Genomic DNA, 13,547 nt, shown 5'->3' with positions numbered 1-13,547 from the left:
TCGGTTGTCGACACGGTTTTACGCAGTCAGGAGAGTTTATGCGCTCAGCCATGGGGGCTTTGCTGTTGGTGGGTACAGGTTGTCTTGCCGAAGAAGTACCGTTGCGATTCGCCATTACCGACGGCTGGGCCATGCCTATGGTGCAGATCGAACGAGGCCGTCCGACCCAGGGCATCATTCCCGACATCATGACCAGCCTGGCAACACAAATGGGCATGCCGGCTGAATTTCACGTCCTGTCCCGCGCCCGCCTGGACGGCGCCATGAAACACGGCGAATTCGACATACGTTGTTATGTCACCCCCGATTGGGTGGCCGACAAGGATGGCGACTATCTCTGGAGTGTCCCACTGTTTTTCCAACGCGACATCCTCGTCAGCACGGCAAGCGCACCCGCAGCGGTGACGCCAGCGACGCTGCCGCACCAGCCCATTGGCACCGTGCTCAGCTATACCTACCCGACCCTGCAACCGTTGTTCGATAGCAGGCACCTGCGGCGCGACGATGCGCGCAGCCAGGAACAAGTGCTGGCCAAACTGTTGGCCGGCCGCTATCGCTATGCGGTCAGCAACCAGTGGGTGCTGGACTGGTTCAATCAACGGCACACCGCTGACCGGCAATTGCACGAAGTAGCTGTTCTCCAGGAACAGCAGTTGGGCTGCTACGTGCGCGATGCCCCGGAAATTCCAGCACAACGCATCTTGCTCACTTTGCGGAAAATGAAAATGTCAGGGGAAATCGACGCGATCATCCGCCTCTACACCGGCCTCAATGAAACATCAGAGGCCGCTGTCGGTTCTCCCTGAATGGCCGGCAGCTGTTGCCATTGCGGCGGCGGAATGAACCCCGCCACCCAGCCGGGGACTTGTTCGGCCGGCATGGGCCGGGCGATGAAATAGCCCTGAGCCACCTCGCAGCCCAGGCGCAGCAGCAGTTGCCCATGTTCCAGACTGTCCAGCCCCTCGGCGACGACTTGGCGACCAAACGCCCGGGCCAGGCCGATCACTGCCTCGGTCAGCGCCAGGTCGTCCCGGTCATCGAGAATATCGCGGACAAAGGCCTTGTCGATCTTGATGGTCTGCGTACGCAAATGCTTGAGGTCATTGAGCGAGCAATAGCCGGTGCCGAAGCCGCCCAGTGAAAATCCCACGCCCAGGGCCTGACATGACTGGAGGCAGGCGCTGACGTGCGCAAGGTTTTCCACGGCGACGGATTCGACAATCTGCAGATCCAGCAGGCGCGGCGACACGGTCGGGTGCCGCTCCAATACGTCTCGCAGACGCTCGACGAAATCCGCGCGCTGGAAATGCCGCGCCGAGATGTTGATGCTTACTGGCCAGCCCTGCCCTGCCTGCTGCCACCGTTGCAGCTGGGTCAGTACCTGCTCCATCACCCACTCGCCGATCTCGACGATCAGGTCGGTTTCCTCTACCAGCGGCAGGAACTCCCGAGGCGGGATCAGGCCACGCTGCGGATGCTTCCAGCGCAACAATGCCTCCAGCCCAACCACAGCGCCGTTGCGCATGTTGACCTTGGGCTGGAAGTGCAGCCGTAGCTCACTAGTCGCCATCGCCTGGCGGACCCGCTCGACGGTCTGGTAAGTGGCCCGGACCTCCTGGTCCCGGGACACATCGAACAGATGGAAACGATTACGGCCACTTTGCTTGGCCACGTACATCGCCTGGTCGGCGTGGCGCAACAAAGTCTCGGCGTTTTCGTTGTCCCACGGGAACAGCGTGACGCCAATGCTGGCAAAGACCTTGATGCCCTTTCCGTTAATGGCGTACGGCATTGAAACGGCGACCAATACGCGGTTCAGCGCGGCGTTCAACTCATCCATTCCACGCACATGGCGCAACACCAGCACGAACTCGTCCCCAGCCAGCCGAGCCACCACGTCTTCGCCACGTACGATACTTCGCAATCGCCTGGCAACCTCCACCAACAACCGATCGCCACTGGCATGGCCATGACCATCGTTCACGGCCTTGAAGCCATCAAGGTCGAGCATGCACACCGCCAGAGGTAGATTTTCCGCACGGGAAAACGCCAGGGCCTGGTCCAGCAGCTCGGACAGATAGGTGCGGTTGGGTAACCCGGTCAGCACATCGTGCCCGACCCGCCATTGCAAGGAGTGCAGCAGCCGACGCTTTTCGCTGACGTCGAAGCGAATCGCCAGATAGCGCTCGACTTGTCCGGTCTCGTCGTCAATGACCGGAACCAGGGTGGTGTCGACCCAGTGAAGCGTGCCGTCTTTGGCCCGGTTACAAACTTCCCCTTTCCAGACCTGCCCCTGGGAAATGGTGTACCACATGGCGCTGAAAAACTCGTCGGGGTGCTGGCCGGAATTAAGCAGGCGATGGTTCGCACCCAGCAGCTCGTCGCGTTCGTAGCCAAAAAGGTTACAGAATTGGTCGTTGACGTAAGTGATGCGCCCACTCAGATCGGTTTCGGAAAAAATCGCGGCGGCGTCAACGGCTCTGCGGTACTTCTTATCCATCGAAGCAGTCATCCATGAGTCAGGCTCATTTGTCGCGCGCGGTTGGACCGCCTCTGGAACAGGCGAAAATCAACTAGGCTCAAACACCTTGAGATAAGCTGGAGCGCGGGCCCTGAAAGCGCTACTTGAGAGGGGTAGGCCCCTGCCTTGTGTGACGGCAAGAAACGCAAGGCCCACTCTTTTCGCACATCCAGGCTTCTGAAGCAGATCACTAAATACCCGTGCTAAAGGCCGATTCTACGAAACACATCACATTTTGCAAGTCAAGGTGATGAATAATGCGGTTGCCTAATGCAAAAATCTATCGTTAAGTTCTTGATTCTAAATGGGAATTGAGCGATGCAAATTTCAAGTTTGGGTGCAGCCATCAGACGCTATCGCAAAATAGCGGGGCTTACTCAGGCTGAACTTGGCGAAAAAACCGGTTTTGACCCCAAAACCATCAGCCGTTTCGAAACCGGCACCTACACCCCCAGCGTCGAAGCCCTGTTCCTGCTTGCCGACGTACTGGATGTGCAGCTGAAAGCCTTTTTTGCCGACATGGGCGATGAAGACGAACAGCGAGCTTATCTGTTCGGTGTCATACACAGAGCCACCCCGAAGGATCTGGGAAAGCTGATCGCAGCGGTTGACCAGGCCTTGTCCAAGCCTTGATGAAGTCATGAAAAAGAGAAGCAAGGCCTGTCGAGGCAAGACAGGCCTTGCTTCTCTTTGGCGTTTGCCTAGCCAACTGGCTAGTTGTACGCAGACTCCCACAGCCCTTCGCTGCTATGGGGCGAACCAATAGATAATGTCACGTTGACATCGCCAGCCCCGAGCCCCGACTATCAGAGCCCATCTTGCATCCCACGATGCCTGCGACTCGCCGACATCCATAGAATCCCAAGGGCACACCGTGCATAAACTCTCGATCATTCTTGTTTCGATACTCGTCACCGGCTGCACCGCTAAATATGCGCAACAGGATGTCCTTCCCAGCCAGGTAAAACTTGATCGGCAAATGCCCATCGCCATCGCCACGCCGATCGACGGCCGCTACGAAACGACGGTGTACCCTGCGTCCGGCGACATGACAGCCGCCGCCGTTAAAACGGCGTTCTCGCATTACACCAACCGTGTGACGGTAATGGGCGCGTGCCGCGAACTGAGCTGCCTGAGACAAAACAGCCCCTCGGGCTACTACGTCATCCCGGAAATCCTGCATTGGGAAGAGCGCGCCACAGAATGGTCAGGCATCCCCGACAAGATTGAAGTGAAGCTCGCCATCTATGGCCCGACGGGCGCGGAACCGCTGGGGTCTGCGATCCTGACGGGTAAAAGTAAATGGGCGACCTTTGGCGGGGATCATCCGCAGGATCTGCTGCAAGAGCCAATTGGTGAGTATGTGAAGGCTCAATACTGATCAGACAACCGCAAGCGCTCTGAGCCTGGCCCTCTCGGACCAGGCTGATTCTCCTGGACTTCGATTGCACTGCCCGGTCAAAAGCCGGACAGCAGAAAGCAACAATCGATATCGATCAGCAAAAAAAGAAAATCTGAAATTTGGACAAGCCTTGCGAACGAAGGCCTGGGCGTTATGGAGGCAACCCCACCAGCCACACCCCGGCACACAATGTTCCCGCTGTGGCTGCTTCCTTCCGGATCTGACCAGGTTCACGGGTAATCGTTGCGGGGGGACCGATGGGGTCACCATAACGACGCCCGCCTGACGGCGAGCCGCGCCATTGTACCTATCTGACGAGAAGTTACAACCGTTCGCGCCGGATTAAAAAACTGAAGATGTTCAAGCACTTGCCGAGCATGCTGGCGATGACGTCGACAGATTCGACATGGATGCCCTCTGACACACCGCTTTCGCGAGCAAGCCCGCTCGCACTCGGATCTGTTGCGAACACCGAAGCAGTGAACACCCCAGAACCCATGTGGGAGCGAGCTTGCTCGCGAAGGCGTCGGCACATTCAATATAGAGACTGGACCAGACGCCTTTTAAACTTTCTACGTCAAATCACTCCAAATGCTGAATTCTTGGCAACTAGACGCATATACCTTAATTCGACGAAGTATTACAAACCAACACTGGACAAAACGGTCCGTACTCACCATTAAGCGCCTGAGCCCGAACTTGAACATTGAAGTACACCGGCTTGGAGCCACCACTGACGCCTATTTCATGGCGGTACCAACCACGATGGTCCGGCCGGACAGTGGTGGCGGGGACAAACTGCCCCTGCCCAGTAGACACGGCAGTCACTCTAAACGTATGAGCGGCAATCTGGTCGGGGCGGACGTTATCCGAGATTTGCCAGGCCAATATAATTGTGTAAGTACTTTGTCCTGCCTGGGAAAGCCTCCGGGGCACATTGGGAATGGTCGTCGTTTTATCCATCTGATCGTGTTTCATAAAATTTTCCATAATAAATATAGCCATCATCCATGACGGCCTTAGGGTAAAGGAAAGTCAGAATACAAAACCACTATCAAAAACAAATGGCATTACTTTAACTTCGCCCAGCCTCTTATCTAGAGTCGACTCTGTATCTGGCGAGCAAAAACTTGCTAGGGGAGCCTACAACAGCACCTCATCCGCCCGGCCACCCTCTTCCTGGATCACCAGGTGAATGAAATGCAGCTTGGTGATGACGGCGGCCGGTACGACGAACGGGTAGAAATCCGGCTGGCCCATGCTGCGGGACAGTTCGTTGAGCATGCCGGCCAGTTCGATCCAAGCGTTGACGAACGAGAGGAAGGCCGCGCCGCCGGTGTGTTCAGGGTCGTACAAGGTCTCAGGCGGGAACGGCTGGTAATCAAAATCCATTTCCCGGGCACTCATGCCAAAGCCCAGCGCCGTGTCCACCGCGTCCATCATGTGCAGGTAGTGGGCCCAGGTTTCGGCCCAGTCTTCCCAAGGGTGCATGGTGGCGTAGGCACTGACGTAGCGGGTTTGCCAGTCCAGCGGCGCGCCTTGCTGATAGTGGCGCTCCAGGGCTTCGGCGTAACTGGCGCGCTCGTCGCCAAACAGTTCGCGAAAGGCACCGAGCCACTGGCTGTTGGCGATCAACCGATCCCAATAATAGTGCCCAACCTCGTGACGAAAATGCCCGAGCAAGGTGCGATACGGCTCGCGCATCTGCTGGCGCACGTATTCGCGATGAGCATCGTCAGCCTCTTTGATGTCGAGGGTGACCAGTCCGCTGGCGTGACCCGTGGTCGGTGGCGTGCCAGCGGGATCGACGCCGATGAAATCGAACGCCAAGCCGATATTTTCGTCGACGGTTTTCGGGATGACCGGCAAGCCGAGGGTGATCAGTTGCGCCACTAGCCGGCGCTTGGCAGTTTCTACTTTGCGCCAGCGTTCGGGGTTTTCCGGGATCGATAGATCAGGAATGGTGCGATTCAGGCTGCAGGCGATGCACAGGGTATCGTAGCCGTTGGCCGGTAACAGCCAGTTGCACGCTGCCGGTGTGTCGAGATTGGCGCAGCGGCGGAACAGTCCGGCTTGCGGGTCGACGTCCAGTGTCCAGGTGTCGGATTGCTCGCCGGGTTGCAAGGACGACAGGCGACTTTGCTCAGGCTGATAGCCCAACACCGCCAGGCAAGCCAGGCATTGGCTGTTGCGAAAAAACAAGGACTGGCCGCAGCGGCACGACCAGATTTTACTGTTGCGTGAGCGGTCGCCCATGAAAGGCGCGGCGATGCGTGAGGTCAGTTGTTCGAAGAAACGGTACATGGCGATCTCCCTGGAGCCTGAAGCACTAGATTCCCCCTTGTACATGATCGTTCCCACGCTTTGCGTCATAGCACCGGATAAACCGTGGCGAGGGAGCTTGCTCCCGCTGGGTGGCGCAGCCGCGCCAATCGGAACGACGCAACCTCCCCAGACGGACCGCGTCAGCCGGCTTTACGACGGCTGCGCCGCCGAGCGGGAGCAAGCTCCCTCGCCACAAGAGCGAGCGCTCATGGTTAAACCGTGATGCCATGCTTACTCAAAAACACCACGAACGCCTCTTCGTCGAGCACCTTGAGCCCCAGCTCATTGGCCTTCGTCAGCTTCGAACCGGCCCCCGGTCCGGCCACGACGCAATGGGTTTTCGCCGACACCGAACCGGCCACCTTGGCCCCCAGGCTCTCCAATTTGTCCTTGGCGACATCGCGGCTCATCAACTCCAGCGAGCCAGTCAACACCCAGGAGTGTCCTGCTTCGGGCAGGCCTTCGACGACTTTTTTCTCGCTTTGCCAATGCATACCGAAGTCGCGCAGTTGTTGCTCCGCGGCCTCGGCCTGTTGGCGATTGGCGGCGATGGCGAAGAACTCGCGCACGGCGTTGGCTTGTTTTTCCGGTAACGCCTGGCGCATGTCCAGCCAGTCGGCGCTCATCACCGCTTCGAGGGTGCCGAACTTGTCTGCCAGTTTCTGTGCCCCGCCCGGTCCGACCGACGGAATGTGCAGCTTGTCGAGAAAACCGCCCAGCGTCGTGCTGGCAGAAAATTCGGCGCCCAACTCGCCCTGGTCCTGGATATCGAGGCCGTGGCGCAGCAGGTCCTTGATCACCTGGCGGTTGTGCGGGTCTTCAAAGAAGCTGTGAATCTCGTAGGCCACTTCCAGGCCGACATCCGGCAGGTACGTGAGCACTTGGGGTAAGGCCGCCTGCACCCGCTCCAGCGAACCGAGGGAGCGGGCCAGGACCTTGGCGGTTTCCTCGCCCACGTCCGGAATACCGAGGGCGTAGATGAAACGCGCCAGGCTTGGTTTTTTGCTGTCGACGATGGCCGCCAGCAGGTTCTTGCTCGACAGCTCGGCGAAACCTTCCAAGTCGACCACTTGCTCGAAGGTCAGGGCATACAAATCGGCTGGCGAGCCCACCAACCCCTCGTCCACCAGTTGCTCGACGCTCTTCTCGCCCAGCCCCTCGATATCCATGGCCCGACGCGACACAAAATGAATAATCGCCTGCTTGAGCTGCGCGCCACAGGCCAGGCGACCGACGCAGCGGTACACCGCGCCTTCGCTGATGGTCTCGCGGCCCTTGCTGCGCTTGATCAACTGCGTGCGCTCGACATGGGAGCCACAGACCGGACATTGTCGGGGGACTTCCACGGGACGGGCATCGACCGGGCGACGCTCGGTGATCACTTGTACCACTTGCGGAATCACGTCACCGGCGCGACGGATAATCACCGTGTCGCCGATCATCAGGCCCAAGCGCGCCACTTCGTCCATATTGTGCAGTGTGGCGTTGGCCACGGTCACGCCGGCAACTTTCACCGGCTTGAGCCGTGCAACAGGCGTGACAGCACCGGTACGGCCGACCTGGAACTCGACGTCGAGCAACTCGGTGAGTTCTTCAGTGGCCGGGAATTTATGGGCGATGGCCCAGCGCGGCTCGCGGGCGCGGAAGCCCAGTTCGCGCTGGGAGGCGATGCTGTTGACCTTGAACACCACACCGTCGATTTCATAGGGCAACGCATTGCGCCGCTCGCCGATGTCGCGGTAGTAGTCCAGGCATTCGTCGATGCCGTGGGCGAGTTTCAGCTCACGGCTGATGGGCATGCCCCAGGCCTTGAGCTGCTTCAGATTGCCGATGTGCGTATCGGCAATGTCCGTAGTCACCTGGCCGATGCCGTAGCAGCAGAACTCCAGGGGACGGTTGGCAGTGATCCGCGAATCCAGCTGGCGCAAGCTGCCGGCCGCCGCGTTACGCGGGTTGGCGAAGGTCTTGCCGCCCGCCTCCAGTTGCGTGGCGTTGAGGCGCTCGAAGCCGGCCTTGGACATGTACACCTCGCCACGCACTTCCAGCACCGGCGGCCAACCGCTGCCCTGCAACTTAAGGGGAATATTGCGCACAGTACGCACATTGACGCTGATGTCTTCACCGGTGGTGCCGTCACCGCGCGTGGCGCCGCGCACCAGCATGCCATCCTGATACAACAGGCTGACCGCCAGACCATCGAGCTTCGGCTCGCAGCTGTACTCCACCGCCGCGCCACCGCCCAACAAGTCGCCCATGGGCAGGTCGAGACCTTCCGTCACCCGCCGGTCGAACTCGCGCATGGTATTTTCGTCGAAAGCGTTGCCCAGGCTGAGCATCGGGATCTCGTGACGCACCTGGCTGAACGCCGACAGTGCCACGCTGCCGACCCGCTGGGTCGGGGAATCGCTGGTCACCAAATCCGGGTGCTGTTCTTCCAGGGCCTTGAGCTCGTGGAACAGACGGTCGTACTCGGCGTCCGGGATGCTCGGCTCGTCGAGGACGTGGTAGCGGTAGTTGTGCTGATCCAACTCGGTGCGCAGCTGTTGGATGCGGGTTTCGACGGCGTTCATGGGTGTTCTCTCATAAAGCAAAAGAGCAGCCTAGGCTGCTCGATTTTTCTTGATACATGGGGGGGTGCTTCGCACCCCAGCGGGAGCAAGCTCCCTCGCCACAAAAGCCTTCAGCCACAAAGGCTCTGCTGACTTCAGCGCTTCTGGGTCAGCGCCCGACGCTCGAATTCGACGATGCGCTGGCGGTAGTGCTCGATGGTCTGGGCGGTCAATACGCTGCGCTGGTCATCCTTCAGTTCGCCGTTGAGCTCCTGGGACAGCTTGCGCGCCGCGGCCACCATCACGTCAAAGGCCTGCTTGGGATGACGTGGACCCGGCAGGCCGAGGAAGAAGCTGACGGCCGGGGTGCTGAAGTGATCGATGTCGTCCAGGTCGAACACGCCTGGCTTGACGGCGTTGGCCATGGAGAACAGCACCTCGCCATTGCCGGCCATGCTTTCGTGACGGTGAAAAATGTCCATCTCGCCAAAGCGCAGACCACTTTCCAGGATGTTCTGCAGCAACGCCGGGCCCTTGAAGCCGGCCGGGTCGCGGCAGATCACGCTGATCACCAGCACTTCTTCGGCCTGGGCCTGGTCTTTGTCGGCGCTCGAGGTTTTGTTCTCGTCCGGGAAATCGTCGTCACGGCTGCTGAAGCTCGGGCCGCCATCCAGGTCAAGGTTGAGGTTCAGGTCACCCTGGGACGGCTCGCTGTTGCGCTTGCCGCGCTTGGCATTCGATTCCCGCGGCTCGCGCGCAGGCGCGCTCATCGATGGCAGGTCGTGCTCGTCCAGCTGCGGTTCCTTATGGGTGTCCAGCACCCGGGGCGGGCCCAGCAGTTCGGCATTGCCGTCGTCGTCCGGCAGGTTCGACAGGCTGCGATCAAGACGAAACTTCAGTTTCCCCTTGCCGCCGCGCATGCGGCGCCAGCCGTCGAAAAGAATACCGGCAATGACAATGATGCCGATGACGATCAGCCACTCGCGCAGACCGATTTCCATGTAATCCCGTGCCTCTATAAAAATGCTGAAAAATAAGGGGCTTAGCTATTTGCAAACCGCTTTAAAACGTGGCGCCAACTCTATGTTCTGAATGGCGTTTTGCCCACGCATACGAAAAATTGACATTAAACTAGCACGACCAAAGATAACTTTACACCGTCTGTCGCATAGCCTTGTGCCCAATCTGTGGATTGGACAACAGGCCCAAGGGTAAAAAATACCTACAGCGCTCCAGGTAGATGCCCTACGGCCTGTGTTTCAGGCATCCACCATGGCCATGGCCTCCTCCACATCCACCGCCACCAGACGCGAGCAACCTGGCTCATGCATGGTCACGCCCATCAGTTGATCGGCCATTTCCATGGCGATCTTGTTGTGGGTGATGTAAATGAACTGCACCGTTTCGGACATTTCCTTCACCAGCCGTGCGTAACGACCTACGTTAGCGTCGTCCAACGGCGCGTCGACTTCATCGAGCATGCAGAACGGCGCCGGGTTCAACTTGAAAATGGCGAAAACCAGGGCCAACGCGGTCAACGCCTTTTCGCCACCGGAGAGCAAATGGATGGTGCTGTTCTTCTTGCCAGGAGGACGCGCCATGATTGTCACCCCTGTATCGAGTAAATCTTCGCCCGTCAGTTCCAAGTAAGCACTGCCGCCACCGAAAACTTTTGGAAAAAGGGCCTGCAACCCGCCGTTGATCTGATCAAAGGTATCCTTGAAGCGGTTGCGGGTTTCCTTGTCGATCTTGCGGATGACGTTTTCCAGGGTCTCCAGCGCTTCCACCAGATCGTCGTTCTGGGCATCCAGATAGCGCTTGCGCTCGGACTGCTGCTGGTACTCGTCGATGGCCGCCAGGTTGATCGCCCCCAGCCGCTGGATGCGCTGGGCAATACGTTCCAGTTCTTCCTCGGCGTCCTTCTCGTTCGCCCCGCCCACCAACGTGGCAAGCACACCGTTGAGGTCGTAGCCGTCCTCCAGCAATTGGTCCTGCAAGGCTTTACGCCGCACCGTCAGGGCTTGCCACTCCATGCGCTGCTGTTCCATCTGGCCGCGAATCAGCTGGGATTGCTGCTCGGCCTGGCTGCGGCGTTTCTCGGCGTCGCGCAATTCACGGTCGGCGTCTTCCAGAGCAATTTGCGCGGTCTTGAGCTCTTCGTCGACGCTCATGCGCTTGTCGAGTAACTCTTCGAGTTTGAGGCGCAGCTCTTCCAGTGGCGCTTCGCCCTCTTCCAGATTGAGGCTCAACTGCTCGCGTTTTTCGGTCAGGCGTTCGGACTGCATTTCCAGCCGTTCCAAGGCCTGGCGCGTGGAATCGTATTGAGCCTTGAGCGAACCCAGGCGCACCGCCAGCTGATGGGCATGATCCTTGTGCTGGCGAGCTTCCTGGCGCACTCGGTCCAGGCGTTCACGCAGGCTGTCGCGCTGGGCCAGCAACAGTTCGCGCTGTTCAGTGTCCAGCGCCATGGCATCGAGGGCTTCCTGCAATTGCAGGCGCGCCTCACCGATCTGTTCGTGCTCCAGGGCCCGCTGCTCGCCCAACTCGGCGATCTCTTCTTCCAGGCGGGTGCGGCGCAGGGCCAATTGTTCGAGCTTGGCTTTGCCGGCCGATAACTGCGCCTTGAGCTCGCCTTGCTGACGCGCTTCGTCCTGCAACAGCCGACGCAGGTGCTCGCGACCGTTCTCCTGTTGACGCTGTTGTGCCCGCAGGTTTTGCAATTCGGTTTCCAGGGCCTCGACGCTGGCCTCGCGTTCTTCGCGCTCGGCACTCAGGCGCTGGATTTCCTGGCCTCGGGCGAGCATGCCGCTCTCGGCTTCGCTGGCCCGGCGCACCCGCAGGAAATGCCGGCCGACCCAGTAACCGTCCTGGCTGATCAGGCTTTCGCCAGCGGCCAATTGCCCACGCAAGGCCAAAGCCTGTTCAAGGCTTGCCACCGGCTTGACCTGCCCCAACCACGGCGACAGATCAACCAGGGCCTCGACTTTGTCCAGCAAACTGCCGGGTACACGTACCCCGTCGCCGGCCGGGCTGAGCAGGCGCAGATCGCCTTGGGTGAAGCCCGACAGGTCGAAGCCGCCGAAGTCATCCACCAGCACTGCTTGCAGGTCCGCGCCGAGTACGGTTTCCACTGCCAGTTCCCAACCAGCATCAACCTTCAAGCCCTCCGCCAGTCGCGGGCGCTCGGCCAGGTGCTGATCGCGCAGCCATTCGGCGGTGCCGGTGCCCGGGTCCAGCGCGGCTTGCTGCAAGGCCTCCAGCGAGGCCAGGCGGCCATTGAGTCGCTGCAACTCGCCCTGGGCCTGTTGCTGGTTCTGCAACGCCAATTGCAAGGCCTGGCGCAGTTGCTCAAGCCGTTCGACCTGGGCGTCTTCGCTGGCCTGCAAGTCTTCGAGGGTGGCTTCGCTGGCGGCCAGTTGCTCGCTCAGGTCCAGAATCGCCGCGTCTTCCGGGTCCGCCGCGAGCAAGGCGCGTTCTTCGGCCAGGCGGCGTTGACGCTCGGCCAGGCGCTCCATGCTGGTTTCCAGCTGCTGGATGCGCGATTGCTGGACCTCAGCCTGACGCCGCGGCTCGGCCGAGGTCAGGTTGAAACTGTCCCACTGCTCTTGCCAGCCGTGCATGGTCAGCTCGGCCTCTTCCAGGGCGGCAGCGGCTTCTTCGGCGGCGGCGCTGGTGATTTCCTGCTCCGGCGTGAGCCTGTCCAGCTCTTCGCCAAGGGTCAGCAGCAACGTGCGGTCGTGACCCAGGTGGGATTCGGTTTCCAGGCGCGCTCGCTCGGCTTCCTTCAAATCATCCTGCAACTGACGCAGCCGTTGCTGGCCGTGCTGGATGCTCTGCTCGACCCGGGCGATGTCGCCGCCTACCGAATAGAAGCGCCCTTGCACCAGGTTGAAGCGTTCGGACAGATCGTGGTGCCCGTCCCGCAGGCGCTCGATGGCCGCATCGGCGTTGCGCTGTTCGGCCACCAAGGCCTCGAAACTGACTTCCTGGTTGCCGATGATCGCCTCGCGCTGGCCGACCTGCTCGTTCAACGCCTGCCAGCGCAGGGCCGACAACTGGGCCTTGAGCTGACGCTCCTCGCCCTTGTATTCCTGATACTTCTTGGCGGCCTCGGCCTGCCGGTGCAAGCGTTCAAGCTGACGTTCGAGTTCTTCGCGCAGGTCGGTCAGGCGCGCAAGGTTTTCGTGTGTACGTCGAATACGGTTTTCGGTTTCGCGGCGCCGCTCCTTGTATTTGGAAATCCCCGCGGCCTCTTCGATGAAGTTACGCAGGTCCTCGGGCTTGGCCTCGATCAACTTGGAGATCATGCCCTGCTCGATGATCGAGTAGCTGCGCGGGCCCAGGCCGGTGCCGAGGAAAATGTCGGTGATGTCGCGACGCCGACACTTGGTGCCATTGAGGAAGTAACTGTTCTGGCTGTCGCGGGTCACTTTGCGGCGAATGGAAATCTCCGCATAGGCCGCATACTCGCCCACCAGGGTGCCGTCGGAGTTGTCGAACACCAGCTCGATGCTGGCCTGGCTCACCGGTTTGCGGCTGGTGGAGCCATTGAAGATGACGTCGGTCATCGACTCGCCGCGCAGGTTCTTGGCCGAGCTCTCGCCCATCACCCAGCGCACGGCGTCGATGATGTTCGACTTGCCGCAGCCATTGGGCCCGACCACCGCCGCCATGTTACTGGGGAAGTTCACCGTGGTCGGGTCGACGAAGGATTTGAACCCCGCCAGTTTGATGCACTTGAGCCGCACGT

Annotated in this window: 9 protein-coding genes and 1 other RNA gene; 3 read left to right on the top strand and 7 right to left on the bottom strand. The window is 60.0% G+C overall.

The features are described 5' to 3' along the window. Positions 1-38: 38 nt before the first annotated feature. A complete protein-coding gene (locus QNH97_RS08990) occupies positions 39-806 on the top strand; it encodes a substrate-binding periplasmic protein (protein WP_283556507.1) in 768 nt (255 codons plus the stop codon). On the opposite strand, the gene QNH97_RS08985 is transcribed toward QNH97_RS08990, so the two are convergent. Beyond that, positions 758-2,500: a putative bifunctional diguanylate cyclase/phosphodiesterase gene (locus QNH97_RS08985; protein WP_283556506.1), complete on the bottom strand. Its 1,743-nt coding sequence runs from the start codon at positions 2,498-2,500 to the stop codon at positions 758-760. The two genes, QNH97_RS08990 and QNH97_RS08985, sit on opposite strands and share 49 nt — an antisense overlap. A gap of 339 nt (positions 2,501-2,839) precedes the next feature. Here QNH97_RS08985 and QNH97_RS08980 point away from each other — a divergent pair, with 339 nt between their 5' ends. Together QNH97_RS08980 and QNH97_RS08975 are read left to right on the top strand one after the other, a co-directional pair. Then, a complete protein-coding gene (locus QNH97_RS08980; RefSeq protein ID WP_283556505.1) occupies positions 2,840-3,154 on the top strand; it encodes a helix-turn-helix domain-containing protein in 315 nt (104 codons plus the stop codon). 241 nt (positions 3,155-3,395) lie between these two features. Then, positions 3,396-3,902 carry a DUF4823 domain-containing protein gene (locus QNH97_RS08975; protein ID WP_283556504.1) on the top strand — a complete coding sequence of 169 codons (507 nt, stop codon included), beginning with the start codon at positions 3,396-3,398 and terminating at the stop codon, positions 3,900-3,902. Positions 3,903-4,086: 184 nt separating this feature from the next. On the opposite strand, the gene ffs is transcribed toward QNH97_RS08975, so the two are convergent. The 6 genes from ffs to smc form a co-directional block, all read right to left on the bottom strand. Beyond that, positions 4,087-4,183: signal recognition particle sRNA small type (gene ffs / locus QNH97_RS08970), an RNA gene on the bottom strand. A gap of 364 nt (positions 4,184-4,547) precedes the next feature. Further along, positions 4,548-4,901: an SRPBCC family protein gene (locus QNH97_RS08965; protein ID WP_283556503.1), complete on the bottom strand. Its 354-nt coding sequence runs from the start codon at positions 4,899-4,901 to the stop codon at positions 4,548-4,550. A 165-nt stretch (positions 4,902-5,066) separates the two neighbouring features. Then, positions 5,067-6,227: a zinc-binding metallopeptidase family protein gene (locus QNH97_RS08960; protein WP_283556502.1), complete on the bottom strand. Its 1,161-nt coding sequence runs from the start codon at positions 6,225-6,227 to the stop codon at positions 5,067-5,069. A 233-nt stretch (positions 6,228-6,460) separates the two neighbouring features. Next, positions 6,461-8,818, bottom strand: coding sequence for an NAD-dependent DNA ligase LigA (ligA, locus tag QNH97_RS08955; RefSeq protein ID WP_283556501.1), 2,358 nt, complete (start codon positions 8,816-8,818; stop codon positions 6,461-6,463). A 134-nt stretch (positions 8,819-8,952) separates the two neighbouring features. Continuing rightward, positions 8,953-9,798, bottom strand: a complete 846-nt coding sequence (gene zipA / locus QNH97_RS08950) for a cell division protein ZipA (RefSeq protein ID WP_283556500.1) — start codon at positions 9,796-9,798, stop codon at positions 8,953-8,955. Positions 9,799-10,056: 258 nt separating this feature from the next. Then, positions 10,057-13,545, bottom strand: a complete 3,489-nt coding sequence (gene smc / locus QNH97_RS08945; protein ID WP_283556499.1) for a chromosome segregation protein SMC — start codon at positions 13,543-13,545, stop codon at positions 10,057-10,059. Positions 13,546-13,547 lie beyond the last annotated feature (2 nt).

The sequence above is a fragment of the Pseudomonas sp. G2-4 genome (assembly GCF_030064125.1).
GTDB lineage: Bacteria > Pseudomonadota > Gammaproteobacteria > Pseudomonadales > Pseudomonadaceae > Aquipseudomonas.
The sequence above is the reverse complement of the archived record's forward strand: the minus strand, read 5'-3'. Positions and strand labels throughout refer to the sequence as shown.